The sequence below is a fragment of the Actinoplanes sp. SE50/110 genome, assembly GCF_900119315.1.
Taxonomy (GTDB): Bacteria; Actinomycetota; Actinomycetes; order Mycobacteriales; family Micromonosporaceae; genus Actinoplanes.
The window spans coordinates 7507872-7520914 of the sequence record NZ_LT827010.1; the positions used below are offsets into that span (position 1 = coordinate 7507872).

Annotated in this window: 13 protein-coding genes; 6 read left to right on the forward strand and 7 right to left on the reverse strand. The window is 71.8% G+C overall.

Annotated features, from left to right (window positions below; translation table 11 throughout):
* Positions 1 to 75 precede the first annotated feature (75 nt).
* The 4 genes from ACSP50_RS33580 to ACSP50_RS33595 all read left to right on the forward strand — a co-directional run bounded on the left by ACSP50_RS33580 (position 76) and on the right by ACSP50_RS33595 (position 4965).
* Positions 76 to 1077 carry a glycosyltransferase family 4 protein gene (locus tag ACSP50_RS33580; protein WP_014693769.1) on the forward strand — a complete coding sequence of 334 codons (1002 nt, stop codon included), beginning with the start codon at positions 76 to 78 and terminating at the stop codon, positions 1075 to 1077.
* A gap of 158 nt (positions 1078 to 1235) precedes the next feature.
* Positions 1236 to 2402: a glycosyltransferase gene (locus tag ACSP50_RS33585; protein WP_014693770.1), complete on the forward strand. Its 1167-nt coding sequence runs from the start codon at positions 1236 to 1238 to the stop codon at positions 2400 to 2402.
* Positions 2399 to 3481 carry a hypothetical protein gene (locus ACSP50_RS33590; RefSeq protein ID WP_014693771.1) on the forward strand — a complete coding sequence of 361 codons (1083 nt, stop codon included), beginning with the start codon at positions 2399 to 2401 and terminating at the stop codon, positions 3479 to 3481. The genes ACSP50_RS33585 and ACSP50_RS33590 overlap by 4 nt, the downstream gene beginning before the upstream one ends.
* The gene (locus ACSP50_RS33595; protein ID WP_014693772.1) at positions 3478 to 4965 is read left to right on the forward strand and encodes a glycoside hydrolase family 130 protein; all 1488 of its coding nucleotides are present in this window, start codon (positions 3478 to 3480) and stop codon (positions 4963 to 4965) included. The genes ACSP50_RS33590 and ACSP50_RS33595 overlap by 4 nt, the downstream gene beginning before the upstream one ends.
* Here ACSP50_RS33595 and ACSP50_RS33600 read toward each other — a convergent pair.
* On the reverse strand, positions 4904 to 5827 hold the full coding sequence (locus tag ACSP50_RS33600; RefSeq protein ID WP_014693773.1) for a methyltransferase domain-containing protein: 924 nt from the start codon (positions 5825 to 5827) through the stop codon (positions 4904 to 4906). The two genes, ACSP50_RS33595 and ACSP50_RS33600, sit on opposite strands and share 62 nt — an antisense overlap.
* 153 nt (positions 5828 to 5980) lie before the next feature.
* Here ACSP50_RS33600 and ACSP50_RS33605 point away from each other — a divergent pair, with 153 nt between their 5' ends.
* Together ACSP50_RS33605 and ACSP50_RS33610 are read left to right on the forward strand one after the other, a co-directional pair.
* Positions 5981 to 6772: a hypothetical protein gene (locus tag ACSP50_RS33605; protein WP_014693774.1), complete on the forward strand. Its 792-nt coding sequence runs from the start codon at positions 5981 to 5983 to the stop codon at positions 6770 to 6772.
* A gap of 97 nt (positions 6773 to 6869) precedes the next feature.
* Complete coding sequence (locus ACSP50_RS33610; RefSeq protein WP_014693775.1) at positions 6870 to 7892, forward strand: Gfo/Idh/MocA family oxidoreductase; 1023 nt, start codon at positions 6870 to 6872, stop codon at positions 7890 to 7892.
* Positions 7893 to 8130: 238 nt separating this feature from the next.
* On the opposite strand, the gene ACSP50_RS33615 is transcribed toward ACSP50_RS33610, so the two are convergent.
* From ACSP50_RS33615 to ACSP50_RS33640, 6 genes are all read right to left on the reverse strand, one after another.
* A complete protein-coding gene (locus ACSP50_RS33615) occupies positions 8131 to 9417 on the reverse strand; it encodes an amidohydrolase family protein (protein WP_231956773.1) in 1287 nt (428 codons plus the stop codon).
* On the reverse strand, positions 9414 to 10631 hold the full coding sequence (gene kynU / locus ACSP50_RS33620; RefSeq protein WP_014693777.1) for a kynureninase: 1218 nt from the start codon (positions 10629 to 10631) through the stop codon (positions 9414 to 9416). Before kynU ends, ACSP50_RS33615 begins: the two co-directional genes overlap by 4 nt.
* Entirely contained in the window at positions 10628 to 11479 is an 852-nt protein-coding gene (locus tag ACSP50_RS33625) for a tryptophan 2,3-dioxygenase (protein WP_014693778.1), read from the reverse strand. Before ACSP50_RS33625 ends, kynU begins: the two co-directional genes overlap by 4 nt.
* A 33-nt stretch (positions 11480 to 11512) precedes the next feature.
* The gene (locus ACSP50_RS33630; RefSeq protein ID WP_014693779.1) at positions 11513 to 11788 is read right to left on the reverse strand and encodes a YchJ family protein; all 276 of its coding nucleotides are present in this window, start codon (positions 11786 to 11788) and stop codon (positions 11513 to 11515) included.
* A 129-nt stretch (positions 11789 to 11917) separates the two neighbouring features.
* Positions 11918 to 12427 carry a methyl-accepting chemotaxis protein gene (locus ACSP50_RS44920; protein ID WP_014693780.1) on the reverse strand — a complete coding sequence of 170 codons (510 nt, stop codon included), beginning with the start codon at positions 12425 to 12427 and terminating at the stop codon, positions 11918 to 11920.
* Positions 12428 to 12514: 87 nt separating this feature from the next.
* The gene (locus ACSP50_RS33640; RefSeq protein WP_014693781.1) at positions 12515 to 13027 is read right to left on the reverse strand and encodes a YcxB family protein; all 513 of its coding nucleotides are present in this window, start codon (positions 13025 to 13027) and stop codon (positions 12515 to 12517) included.
* Positions 13028 to 13043: the final 16 nt, after the last annotated feature.

Genomic DNA, 13043 nt, shown 5'->3' on the forward strand with positions numbered 1-13043 from the left:
CGAGAACGGGCGGTTCCGCGCGGTGACGGAGAGGCATACTGATCACGTGCTTATTACCGAAAAGTGTGTTTTGTCGTGAAGATCGCGCTGCTCGGGCCGATCGCCTGGCGCACTCCCCCGGTGCACTACGGCCCGTGGGAACTGATCACCAGCCTGCTCGCCGAGGGGCTGACCGCGCGCGGCGTGGACGTCACCCTGTTCGCCACCCTGGACTCGGTCACCAAGGCCACCCTGGACGGCGTCGTGCCGACCGGGTACGAGGAGAGCGACAGCCTCGACGGCCGGGTCTGGGAGGCGATCCACGTCAGCCACGCGCTGGCCCGCTCCGGCGAGTTCGACCTGATCCACAACCACCTGGACTGGCTACCACTGGCGTTCTCCGCACACTGCGCCGCGCCGATGCTGACCACGGTGCACGGGTTCTCCGGGGCGAACATCCTCCCGGCGTACCGGAGAGCGAAGTCCCGGTTCGTCTCGATCTCGGACAGCGACCGGTCGCCGGAACTGGACTACGTGGCCACCGTGCACCACGGCGTCGACCTGGACGGACTGCCGCTGCACACCACCGGCGGCGACGATCTGATCCTGTTCGGCCGGATCCACCCGGACAAGGGCACCGATCTGGCCGTCGAGATCGCCCGACGGGCCGGCCGGCGGCTGGTGATCTGCGGGATCGTCCAGGACCGGCGATTCTTCCGGGAGAAGGTCGAGCCGCTGATCGACGGCGACCGAGTGGTCTATCTCGGCTCGGTCGGCCCCGAGGAGCGCGGTGCGATCCTCGGCTCCGGGGCGGCGCTGCTGCACCCGATCCGGTTCGCCGAGCCGTTCGGGCTCTCCGTCGTGGAATCGATGATCTGCGGTACGCCGGTGATCGCGTACCGGAAGGGCTCCATGCCCGAGGTGGTGGACGAGGGCGTCACCGGACGCCTGGTCGGCTCGGTCGACGAGGCGGTGGCCGCGGTCGACGAGGTCGCCGCCCTGGATCGCCGGGTTTGTTCGGCCCGGGCGCGGGAACGCTTCGGCGCGGATCGGATGGTCGACGCGTACCTGGCGATTTACCGAAAAATCGTCTGCTGAAAAGCTTGATCTTGTTACGGTCCCCATGTGAATTGCGCGTTAAACGGGACATTTCCCGAAACGCCTCTACGCCGTTCACGCGCGGTGCCCGTAGTCATGCCCGCGCGCGGTGTCCGCGCTGCGCCGGAGGCAGCCGGCCGAGGAGAGAAAGGCCAGTCATGCCCGCGACATACGGGTTTTTGAGTACTTATCCGCCCACACAATGCGGTTTGGCGACGTTCAATGCGGCACTCGCCATGCATCTGGCCGCCGGAACGCCCGGCGCAACCGCCGGATCCGGGGTGGTGCGGCTGCTCGCCCGGGACAACACCAGCGGCGGCATCGCACTCGACCGGGCCGCGCCCCGGGTGGTGCACACCTGGCACACCGATCTGCCCGGCGGCTGGGCGGGGGCCGCCGCCGCGCTCAACCGGTTCGACGTCGCGGTGATCCAGCACGAGTACGGCATCTACCCGGGTGACGCCGGCGCCGAGGTGCTGCCGCTGCTGCACGCGCTCAAGGTGCCCTCCATCGTGGTGCTGCACACCGTCCTCACCCAACCCGACACCCTGCAGCGCGCGGTGCTGGAGCAGATCGCCGAGGTCGCCGATGCCGTGGTGACCATGACCGACACCGCCCGGCAGCGACTGACCACGAACTACGCGGTGAACCCTCGCAAGATCACGGTGATCCCGCACGGCGCCGGCAGCCACGCCGGGGTGCCCCGCGAGGACCACGACCGGCCGCACCTGCTCACCTGGGGCCTGCTCGGCCCGGGCAAGGGCATCGAATGGGCGCTGCGGGCCCTCGCGCTGCTCGACGACCTGAGCCCGGCCCCGATCTACACCGTCGCCGGCCGCACCCACCCGAAGGTGCTCGAACAGCAGGGCGACGTGTACCGGGACGGGCTCAAGTCGCTCGCCGACGACCTCGACGTGACCGCATCGGTCCGCTGGCTCGATGCCTACCTGGACGCCGGTGAACTGTCCCGGCTGATCCGGTCGGCGGACGCGGTGGTGCTCCCCTACGACTCGACCGAGCAGGTCACCTCCGGGGTGCTGATCGAGGCGGTGGGCGCCGGGGTGCCGGTGGTCGCCACCGAGTTCCCGCACGCCGTCGAGTTGCTGGCCAGCGGCCCCGGGCTGCTCGTGCCGCACCAGGACCCGGAGGCGATGGCCTGCGCGATCCGGCACGTGCTGGCCGAGCCCGGACTGCCCGGGCGCCTCGCCGGGCTCGCCGGCGGGCCGACCCTGCGCTGGCCGGCGGTCGCCGCCCGGTACCAGTCGCTGGCCGCCCGCCTGCTCGCCGACCGCGTGCCGCTGCCGGCCGCGACCCTCACGGCATGAGCCAGGGGCTGCGGCTGATTCCGCCGCCGGTCCGGCTCACCGACGTACCGGAGCCGCGCTTCGATCACGTGCTCCGGCTCTCCGACGACACCGGGCTGCTGGAACACGCGCGCACCGCGATCGTCCGGCGCGAGCACGGCTACTGCGTCGACGACGTGTCCCGGGGCCTGCTGGTGGTCAGCCGGGAGCCCCGGCCGGCCCCCGAGGTGCTCCGGGCCGGTGAACGCTACCTGGCCTTCCTGACCCACGCCCAGGACGCCGACGGCGCGTTCCGCAACCGGATGGGCTATGACCGGCGCTGGCAGGACGAGCCGTCGCTGGGCGACTGGTGGGGCCGCGCCCTGTGGGGGCTGGGCACCGCGGCCGCGCGCAGCACCGCCGGCTGGATCCGGCGTGAGGCGCGGTACGCCTTCCACCTCGGAGCCACCCGCCGCTCCACCTGGCCGCGGGCGATGGCCTTCGCCGGACTGGGCGCGGCCGAGGTGCTCCGCGCCGACCCGCGCGACCGGCTCGCCGCCGACCTGCTCGGCGACGCGGCCACGGTGATCGGCCTGCCCGGGTCCGACCCGGACTGGTGCTGGCCGGAACGCGAGCTCACCTACGCCAACCCGGCCCTGGCCGAGGTGGTGATCGCGGCCGGCGACCTGCTCGGCGACGAGGCGCTGCTCGCCGACGGGCTGCGGATGCTCGCCTGGCTGTGCCGGACCCAGGAGCACCGGGGCCACCTGTCCACCGTCCCGGTCGGCGGCTGGCGGCCCGGCTCCGCCCGGCACCGGCACGACCAGCAGCCGATCGAGGCGGCCGCCACCGCGGACGCCTGCGCCACGGCCGCCGCGGTGACCGGCGACGAGCGCTGGGACGCCCCGCTCTTCCAGGCGATCGCGTGGTTCCTGGGCGACAACGACACCGGAACGGTGATGTACGACAGCGAGACTCATGGTTGTTATGACGGATTGACGGCTGATGGTCCTAATCTGAACCAAGGAGCCGAATCCACTCTCGCGCTCGTCTCCACGCTGCAGCATGCCCGCACGCTGGCGATCCGGAGCGCGACCCGACCGCAAGGCGGTTTGGCGTGACAGCGACTGTGAACACCACCGACATCACCCGTCACAACATCACCATGCAGCCCGACGGGCGCCGCGTGGTGATCAAGCTGTTCGTGCCCGGCGAGGACGCGCACGCCACGCACAACCGGACCGCCTGCATGATCGAGCGGATGCTGCAGCTCGACGAGAACGACATCGGCACGCTGCTCGAGGACGTGCTGAACCGCTTCTCCGGGCGGCACCACGACATCCTGTCGGTCTTCCAGCACCACTACGAGGTGGTCCAGCACCGGGTGCCGCCGGAGATCGAGCTGTCGCCGCAGGCCCGGACGCTGATCGGGGCGTACTTCAGCCACGAGTTCTCGGTCGAGGCGGCGGCGCTGTGCAACCCGTCGATGGTGCCGCACCCGGACCAGAGCGACCTGGCCCCCGGCGAGCTGCGCGGGGCGCTGAGCCTGCGGCAGATCGGCGAGGGGCACATCTCCTCTATCGGGTTCTGCAGCGTGATCATCGGGCCGGGCGCGGCGATCCGTCTGGAGGACCGCGACGGTCCGCTCGCGATCGGCACCCGGGTCGGCGCCAAGCACATGAAGCACCAGCTGTTCGCGGCGCTCGGCGACGAGGACATCGACAACGAGTGCTCGGCCTACATCCTCAACTCGCTGCCTGAACGCTACGACGACGCGGAATTCGAGGACATCCTCAGCCACCTGCCGCCCGAACTGCAGGCCCGGCCCACCACGCCGATGACGATGGACCTGATCCGGCGGATCGTGCTGGACGACTACGCGGTGACCTTCCCGGCCACCATGCCGCTGCACCAGCGGGTCCTCTGGCCGGCCACCCCGAGCGAGAGCCGGGGCATGGAGGACGCGCGGTTCGTCCAGGTGATCGACCCGGACGGTCGCCCGGCCTACCAGGCGACCTATACGGCGTACGACGGATTCAACATTTCCGGACGCGTCATCTACAGCCGTGACCTGCGGCATTTCGAGGTGACCGCGCTGCACGGGCCGGCCGCGCGCAACAAGGGCATGGCGCTGTTCCCGCGGTACATCAAGGGCCGGAAGATGGCCCTGTGCCGCTCCGACGGCGAAACCCTCGGCCTGGCCGTCCGCGACGACCAGCACCGCTGGCAGCCGGCCGGGCCGCTGCTCGTCCCGCACCGCGGCTGGGACCTGATCCAGGTCGGCAACTGCGGATCACCGATCGAGACCGAGGCCGGCTGGCTGGTGCTCACCCACGGGGTCGGGCCGATGCGGCGGTACGCGATCGGCGCCATGCTGCTCGACCTGGACGACCCGGCCAAGGTGATCGCCGACCTGCCGCAGGGCCTGATCGACCCGGACGAGATCGAGCGGGAAGGGTACGTGCCGAACGTGCTCTACTCCTGCGGCGGGCTGGTCCACGACGGGCGGTTCTGGCTGCCGTACGCCTCCAGCGACGTCCGGATCAGCTTCGCCAGCATGCCGCTGGACCGCCTCCTGCACCGGATGGTCCCCGTGGAACGATAGTCGGCGACGGCTCTGCCCGCCCGGTGGCAGCGGTCGACCGCTGGACGGTGCCGGTGACCACCCAGATGGTCAGGACGGCGAGGAAGTCGCCGCGGGCGCCGGCCGCCTCGACGCAGGACAGCCACTCCTCGCGCAGGCCGGGCGGGGTCTGCCAGGTCTCGGCCGGCACCCGCGGATTGACCATCGGCAGCACCACCGCCGCCGACTCGGGACTGCCGAACAGACACGTCACCGGGGTCGCGGTCAGGCCGGACAGGCCGGCCGCGACCAGGCGGCGGCGCAACGTACGCCCCATGTCCCGCTGCGGCGGGGTGAAATGCCGGGCGGCGTACGCGGACAGCTCCGCCCACAGCCGCGCCGGCATCCCGTCGAAGGCCAGCGAGTCCCAGTCCGTGTCGATCAGCACGAGCCGCCCGCCCGGCCGGGTCACCCGGCGCAGCTCGGCGACCGCCGCGTCCGGATCGGCCACGTGCTGCAGCACCCGCTCGCACCACACCCCGTCGACACAGTCGTCCGGCAGCTCCAGGGCGCCGACGTCACCGGTGACATAGCGCACGTTGCCGCCGTCGTGCCGGGCGATCGCGGCCGCGGTGATCGCCGCCGAGTAGTCCAGTGCGATCACCTCGCCGCGCGGGCCGGTCTCGGCGGCCAGCGACCGGGCCACCTCGCCACTGCCGGAACCCGCGTCCAGCAGCCGCATCCCCGGTGCCGGGCGCAACGCGTCGAACCCGGCCCGGCGCACCCGGCGGATCTCCGGATGCCGGCCCATCTCGGTCAGCGCGGTCAGCACCAGGTCCGTCATCGGTGCGGTCAGACCGTCGATGTCGGCGAACGGTGTGCGTTCCTGCTGCGCCGGCTCCATCCCGCGATTGTTCTCCGCGGCGGACCCCGGATCCCGGTCCCGTCACCCATCTGACAGGGGGCGCCACCTGCCCATCCGCCGGATCCGCTCCACTGCGGTCCGGCTGGATGCACTCCAGTACCGTGGAACGGCTTGAGCAACGAGGAGCCCGTGATGACCACCCCCCTGCCGCGGCCCGCGCCCGCGGCGCCCGCCTGGCTCACCTGGCCGATCCGGGCCGTCGCGCTGATCGTCGTCTTCCCGTTCCGGCTGCTCTGGGAGCTCGGGGTGCTCGTCCAGCGGTTCGTGGTGCGGCCGGTCGGCCGGGCCCTGGGCTGGCTGCTGCGCACGCTCCTGGTCGCGCCGCTGCTCCGGCTGGTCCGCCAGCTGCTGCAGTGGGTGCTGCTGCCGGTCTGGCACGCGCTGCGCTGGCTGGTCGCGGCGCTGGTCACCGGGGTCGCCTGGGTGCTGCGCCAGCTGGTCCGATTCCTGCTGCGGCCGCTGCTGGTGTTCCTCGGGCGGTTCGTGCTGTTCCCGCTCGGGCGGGCGCTGGCCTGGACCTGGCACGTGCTGATCGCGCCGGCCGGGCAGGCGGTCTACAACTGGGTGCTGGCGCCGATCGGGCACGGGATGGCGTGGGTGCTGATCACGTTCTACCGCCGGGTGCTCACCCCGCTCGGGCAGGCGCTGGTGTGGGCCGCGGACGCGTCGTACCGCTGGATCCTCCGCCCGATCGGCCGCGGCATCGCCGGGACCGCCGCCCTGATCGGCCGCAGTCTCGCCGCGGCCGCCCGGATGGTCTACCGGTTCCTGCTGCGCCCCGCCGGGATCGCGATCGCGTTCGTCGGGCGGCACGCCGTCGGACCGGCCTTCCGGGCGGTCGGTGCCGTCGGGCGCCGGCTGCGCGACGAGATCGTCCGGCCGGCCGGAAATGTGGTGCGCACCGCACGGGGACTGCGCCGCTGATACCACATTTCGTGACGTCACGTCATGCGGCCGTTATCACAAGTAACTGCCGGGAGCACCCGCAACAGCCCGGCAACTGATGTGAAAAACTTCCGGCATGATCGAGCGGGTGCGAGTCGGGCTGGTGGGGTATGGCAGCGGCGGGCGGATCTTCCACGCCCCGCTGATCGCCGCGGCGGAGAACATCGAGTTCGTCGGTGTGGTCACCACCTCCGAGGAACGCCGCAAGCAGATCGCCGAGCAACTCCCCGGCGTCGAGGCGTACGACTCGATCGAGGCCCTGGCCGCCGCCGGCGTCCGGGCCGTGGCCATCTCGACCCCCGCCTCCACCCACGCCGACCTGGCCCGTGAGGCCGTCCGCCTGGGCCTGGCCGTGGTCGTCGACAAACCCTTCGCGCTGGACGCGCCGACCGCCCGTGAGCTGGTCAAGTCCGCCGAGGCGGCCGGCGTCCCGCTGACCGTCTATCAGAACCGGCGCTGGGACTCCGATTACCTCACCGTGCGCAAACTGATCGAGAAGGGGTCGCTCGGCACGATCCGGCGCTTCGAGTCCCGGATGGAACGCTGGGCGCCCGACCGGCTGCCGCCCGCGGCCGGCGGCGGCACCCTGCTGGACTTCGGCTCGCACCTGGTCGACCAGGCACTCAAACTGCACGGCCCGGCCCAGCGGGTGTACGCCGAGGTGCGCGGCGAGGGCGAGCTCGACGACGACTTCTTCCTGGCCATGCACCACCTCAGCGGCGTCGAGTCGCACCTGTGGGGCAGCTGGCGGCAGGCCGGCCCGGGCCCGCGCTTCCGGGTCACCGGCACCGCCGGGACGTACATCTCCGCCGAGCTCGACTGCCAGGAGGAGATGCTGAAAGCCGGCAAGACCCCGGCCAAGCTCGGCGACCGCTGGGGTGTCGAACACGAGCACCGGTGGGGCCACCTGTGGCGCGGTACGACCGGGGCGCCGGTGGAGAGCTGCCGCGGTCGGTGGGACTCGTTCTATCCGGCGTTCGCCGACGCGGTGCTGGGCAACGGGCCGCTGCCGGTGGACCCGTGGGACACCGTGCGCGCCATGGAGGTCCTCGACGCGGCCCGCGTCTCCGCCTCCACCGGCCGCTCCGTCGCCCTCTGACGCCCGGCCGCTGCCGGTCGGCCTGAGGGCCGGAAGCCGTCGGCGAGGTACTGCCCGGCGGCACCCACCACTGCTTTCCGGCCACCGCCTTCCGCCCACGCGCGACCTGCCCGCTCCACCCACGGGAGGCGGTCGGGCCGGATGCGGCGGGGCGGAACCGTCCCGGCGGACCTGTTCGACGCCGGCCTCCGGCCGGGTCGAATCGCCCAGGGAACCGACCGACCCGCCGACGCCGGCGTCAGGCCGGGCGCGGCCGGGTGCTGTCGTCCAGGACCCGGGCGGTGGCCAGGGAGTCGGCGAAGGTGTCCGGGGCCAGCGTGAGGCCGGCGGGCAGCCAGGTCACGCCGGGAGTGCCGGGTTCGGTCATCGCGATCAGGATCTCGTCCGGCGTGAGGCCGGCCGAGCGCAGGGCCCGCAGCTCCCGCGGGTTGACGCCCGGGATCAGCGGGCCGTTGCCCAGGTCGGTGCCGTAACGCACCTTGCCGCCCGCGTCGATGAACCGGCGCAGGTTGTCCACGGCGATCCCCTGCGCCGCGTCCGGGCTGCCCCAGCCGTGGATGTCCAAGGTGCTGACCCAGGTCATCCGGTCGGCACAGGCCCGGATCAGCGCGTCCGGCAGCGGCTCGGTCCACGGGGTGTGCGCCAGCAGGTCGGCGCCGGCTTCGACGGCGGCGGCGACCGTTCCCGGGCCCTCGGCGTGCACCACGACCGGCAGGGTGGCGGCGTGCGCGGCGTCGACCAGAGCCCGCAGGGTGGGCTGCGGCAGGGTCGGGCCACCGGTGTGCGCGGTCACCTTGATCAGGGTGGCGCCGGCCGACCACGCGTCGGCCACCGCGGCGCCCGCGTCGGCGGCCGAGGTGATCTCCCGCCAACTGCCCGGCGGGGCCCAGGTCCGGTCGCTGGGATAGCCGCCGGGGGCGGTCAGGAACGGGCCGGCGTAGCGGACATGGGGCAGGCCGGTGCCCGGCTCGGCGGACCGGGCCGCCAGCTCCCGGAGCGTGTCCGGGACACCGCCGAGGTCCCAGACGGCGGCGATGCCACCGGACCGGACCGTGCCGAGATCGACCAGGGCGGCGTGCACGTGGGCGTCGACCAGGCCGGGCAGCAGCGTGCCGGGGAAACGGCGGACGGCGTCCGGCGGGGCCATCTCGGCCGGGACCGGCTTCGCCTGACCGTCGGCGGCGACCCGGAGGGCCACACCCCGGCGCAGCCGGCCGCCCCACCAGACCGAGTCGGCGATCAACCAGTCGATCCGGTCGTCGACACGCGGGTCGGGAACCCGGGTGACGGTGGGCCGCGACTGGCCGGAGCGGGAGTGCCGCGGCGGACCGTCGGACGGCGACTCGCCGGGGCGGGCGGGCCTCGGCGTACCGCCGGCATCGGATTCGCCGGGACGAGCGGACCTCGACGTACGGCTGAAGCAGCCGGCACCGCCGCAGCCCGCACCACCGCACGGGCTCGACGCCGAAGCCGCAGGCGAGGCCGGGTCGCAGACCTCGGACGGCGGCGTCTCGGAAGCGGTCACCGGTGCTTCCCGGCCAGGTCGCGCAGCGTGGCGAGGCCCTGGTGGACCTCGGTGAAGCTGGTGCTCAGCGGTGCCGGGCCGATCCGCAGCCCGTCCGGACGGCGATAGTCCGGGATCACCCCACCGGCCCAGAGGGGTTCGAGCAGCTGCTCGAACCCGGCGCGGCGCAGCGTGATGTGACCACCGCGGCGGGCCGGGTCGCGCGGGCTGACCACCTCGACGCCGAGCGGGGTCAGCCACTCGTCGGCGAGCTCCAGCACATAGCCGGTGAGCAGCAGCGACTTGGCCCGGACCGCGTCGATCCCGGCCTCGGCGAGCATGTCCAGGTTGGCGTGCATCGGCACCATCGCCAGGATCGGCGGGGTGCCGCTGAGCAGCGCGCGGATGCCGGGCGCCGGCTCATAGCCGTGCCCCATCTCGAACGCCGCCCGGTGCCCCATCCAGCCGTGGATCGGCTGGCGCACCTCGTCCTGCAATTCGCGCCGCAGGTAGGCGAAGGCGGGCGCGCCCGGGCCGCCGTTCAGATACTTGTACGAGCAGCCGACCGCGATGTCGACACCCCACTCGTCGAGCCGGATCGGCACCGAACCGGCCGAGTGGCACAGGTCCCACAGGGTCAGCGCGCCCGCCTCGTGCGCGATCCGGTTGATCTCCGGGATGTCGGCGAGCCAGCCGGAGCGGTACGCCACGTGCGAGAACAGCACCAGGGCGGTGTCCTCGTCGACCACCTCGGCCACCTGCTCCGGGTGGATGCCGGTGACCGGGTCGGTGGTGATCCAGACCAGGGTGAGGTCACGCTCCGCGGCGATGCCCTCCAGCACGTACCGGTCGGTCGGGAAGTTGTCGGTGTCGAGCACCACCCTACGGCGACCCGGCCGGGCGTCGACCGCGGCCCGGGCCAGCTTGTACAGCAGCACGGTGGTCGAATCGGCGACCACCGTCTGCCCGGCCGCGGCGCCCAGCGCGACCGCGCCGAGCCGGTCACCGAGGGTCAGCGGCCACTCCAGCCAGCCGTCGGTCCAGCCCTGGATCAGCCGGCCGCCCCACTGGTCGCGGACGAACTCGTCGATCAGCTGGGCGGTCGCGATCAGCGGGCGGCCCAGCGAGTTGCCGTCCAGGTACGACGCGACCGCCGGCGCCGGCACGAACCGCTCCCGGAACTTCGCCAGCGGGTCGGCCGCGTCCAGGTCGGCGGCGCGGGCGAGAAGGCTCAACGGGGCACTCCGATCTCGGTGCGGACGGCGTACAGCTCGGGGAAGAATGTCAGATCGAGAGCCGCCTTCAGGAAGCCGACCCCGCTGGAGCCGCCCGTCCCCCGTTTGAAACCGATCGTGCGTTCCACCGTCTTCAGGTGCCGGAACCGCCAGAGCTGGAAGTTCTCCTCCAGGTCGACGAGTTCCTCGCAGGCCTCGTACGCCTCCCAGTACTGCTCGGCCTTCTCGTAGATGTGCTGGAAGACCGGCACCAGGTCGGGCTGGTACTCGTACGCCTCGGTCACGTCGCGGGCCAGGATCGCCTCCGGCACCGGATGCCCGTGCCGGGCCAGGTAGTGCAGGAACTCGTCGTACACACTCGGGGTGCCGAGCAGCTCCGCCAGCAGTTCCCGGGCGGCCGGCTGATCGTCGAAGATCGGCAGCATGCCGCGGTCCTTGTTGCCGAGCAGGAACTCGACCGCGCGGTACTGGTACGACTGGAAACCCGACGACGTGCCCAGGAAACTGCGGAACTGGGCGTACTCGGTGGGCGTGAGGGTGGCCAGCACCGACCACTGCTCGGTCAGCGTCCGCTGGATGTGCTTGACCCGGGCCAGGCCTTTCAGCGCGGGCTTCAGGTCGTCCTTGGCCAGGTTGCGCAGCACCGCGCGCAGCTCGTGGATGATCAGCTTCAGCCACAGCTCGGATGTCTGGTGCTGCAGGATGAACAGCAGCTCGTCGTGGTGCTCGGGCACGCTCACCGGGTGCTGCGCGCCCAGGATCTCATCGAGGTGCAGATACTCCCCGTACGAGAGATTGACCTTGAAGTCGCGGACGATCCCGTCCTCGATCGGCCTCGTTGCCGACATGGTGATCACCTACCTCTTTCAGGTTTCAGGAGATCACACCGGGCTGTGATAGACCCATCGGGCGTTGTGCCGAACGAAGCGGCTCTTCTCGTCCAGCACCCCGGGCGTCCCGTTGTCCCGGAAATGCGCCCGGAACGTGACGGTGCCCTCGGCGTCGAACAGGGTGCCGCCGGTCGTCTCCCGTACCTCGAGGCGTACCCAGCGCAGGCCGGGATCACTCTCCAGCGTCGCGGGGCGGGTGTCCGGATGCCAGGTGGCCTGGACGTAATCGGACAGATCCAGGGCGAACGCGCTGAAGCGCGACCGCATCAGCGCCTCCGGGCTCTCCGCCGGCTTGCCCTCATGGAGCGGTCCGCAACACCGGGCGTACGCCGGTGACCCGCACGGGCAGGCCCGAGCCCTCGGCGGTCTCCTACTAGCCATGCCGGACAGTGTGCCTCAGCCGGCCTGCTGCTCCACCACGATCCCGCTGATCACCTTCTGGCAGCGATCCAGCTCCTCGATCAGGCCCTGCATCTCCTGGATCGCCTCGACCGCGTTCTGCGTGTCGGTCCGGATCCCGCCGACCTGCGTGCCGATCTCGTTCGTCGCGGTCGCGGTCTCGTTCGCCAGGTCCTTGACCTCGCTGGCCACCACGGCGAACCCGCGCCCCGCCTCACCGGCCCGGGCCGCCTCGATCGTCGCGTTCAGCGCCAGCAGGTTCGTCTGCTTCGCGATCGTCGCGATCAGCTGCACCACCTTGCCGATCTCGGTGCTGCTCGCCTCCAGCCGCTGGATCACCTGCACCGCGGTCTCCGCCGCGTGCACCGCGGCCTGCGTGGCGGTCGCCATGTCATTGCTGACGTTGGCCAACCGGTTCGCCGAGTCGCGTTGCCGGTCCTGCGCCGACCAGTCCTCTTGGCCCGCACTGCTCGACGACCAGCTGTCGCCCTGATCCCAGTCGGTCATTTCGTGGTGATCCCTTTCTACCGATACGTAGAACATCCCACCCGACCGGCCCGCCGCGGAGCGTTTCCGCCGGAAAACCCACGATCTTTACGATCGATCCCGCTCAGCGGGGGCCGCCGACCCCGCCGCCAGCAGCTCGGCCAGGAACCCGGCCAGCACCGCGTCCTGTTCCGCGGTCAGCGGCTCTCGCGGAATGTCCCAGGTCCTGCCGGCGATGGTGCGCAGCAGGTAGGCGTCGTCCTCCTGCCGCAACCAGGTGAACGCCGACCACGCAAGCTTGGCCGATGTCTTCGCGGTCCAGGACGTGAAGCTCTCGTCGGTCAGCACGTAGGTGCGTGGCTCTCGCCAGTCGGCCGGCACGACGACCTCTTGCCGCCACCGCAGGAACGCGACACCGGCGAGCGCGGCTGCCACCGCGATCAGCACCCCGCCGGCCGCCAGCTCGCTACGCACCGACCCGGCGGCGCAGCAGACGAGCCAGCCCAGCACTCCGAGGATGGCCGCGGGAATCGCGAACGGCCTGGCGACCTTGGACCCGGCTCCGGCGAATCTGCGGTGAAAGTACTCCTGCGACCGCGCATGGGTGAATTCGATGTGCACGACAGACCCTACAAAA

Bases quoted from the DNA above. Each gene is read 5' to 3' on its own strand.
- ACSP50_RS33585 (WP_014693770.1), top strand. From the start codon at position 1,236: ATGCCCGCGACATACGGGTTTTTGAGTACTTATCCGCCCACACAATGC.
- ACSP50_RS33590 (WP_014693771.1), top strand. From the start codon at position 2,399: ATGAGCCAGGGGCTGCGGCTGATTCCGCCGCCGGTCCGGCTCACCGAC.
- ACSP50_RS33600 (WP_014693773.1), bottom strand. From the start codon at position 5,827: ATGGAGCCGGCGCAGCAGGAACGCACACCGTTCGCCGACATCGACGGT.
- ACSP50_RS33605 (WP_014693774.1), top strand. From the start codon at position 5,981: ATGACCACCCCCCTGCCGCGGCCCGCGCCCGCGGCGCCCGCCTGGCTC.
- ACSP50_RS33610 (WP_014693775.1), top strand. From the start codon at position 6,870: ATGATCGAGCGGGTGCGAGTCGGGCTGGTGGGGTATGGCAGCGGCGGG.
- ACSP50_RS33625 (WP_014693778.1), bottom strand. From the start codon at position 11,479: ATGTCGGCAACGAGGCCGATCGAGGACGGGATCGTCCGCGACTTCAAG.
- ACSP50_RS33630 (WP_014693779.1), bottom strand. From the start codon at position 11,788: ATGCGGTCGCGCTTCAGCGCGTTCGCCCTGGATCTGTCCGATTACGTC.
- ACSP50_RS44920 (WP_014693780.1), bottom strand. From the start codon at position 12,427: ATGACCGACTGGGATCAGGGCGACAGCTGGTCGTCGAGCAGTGCGGGC.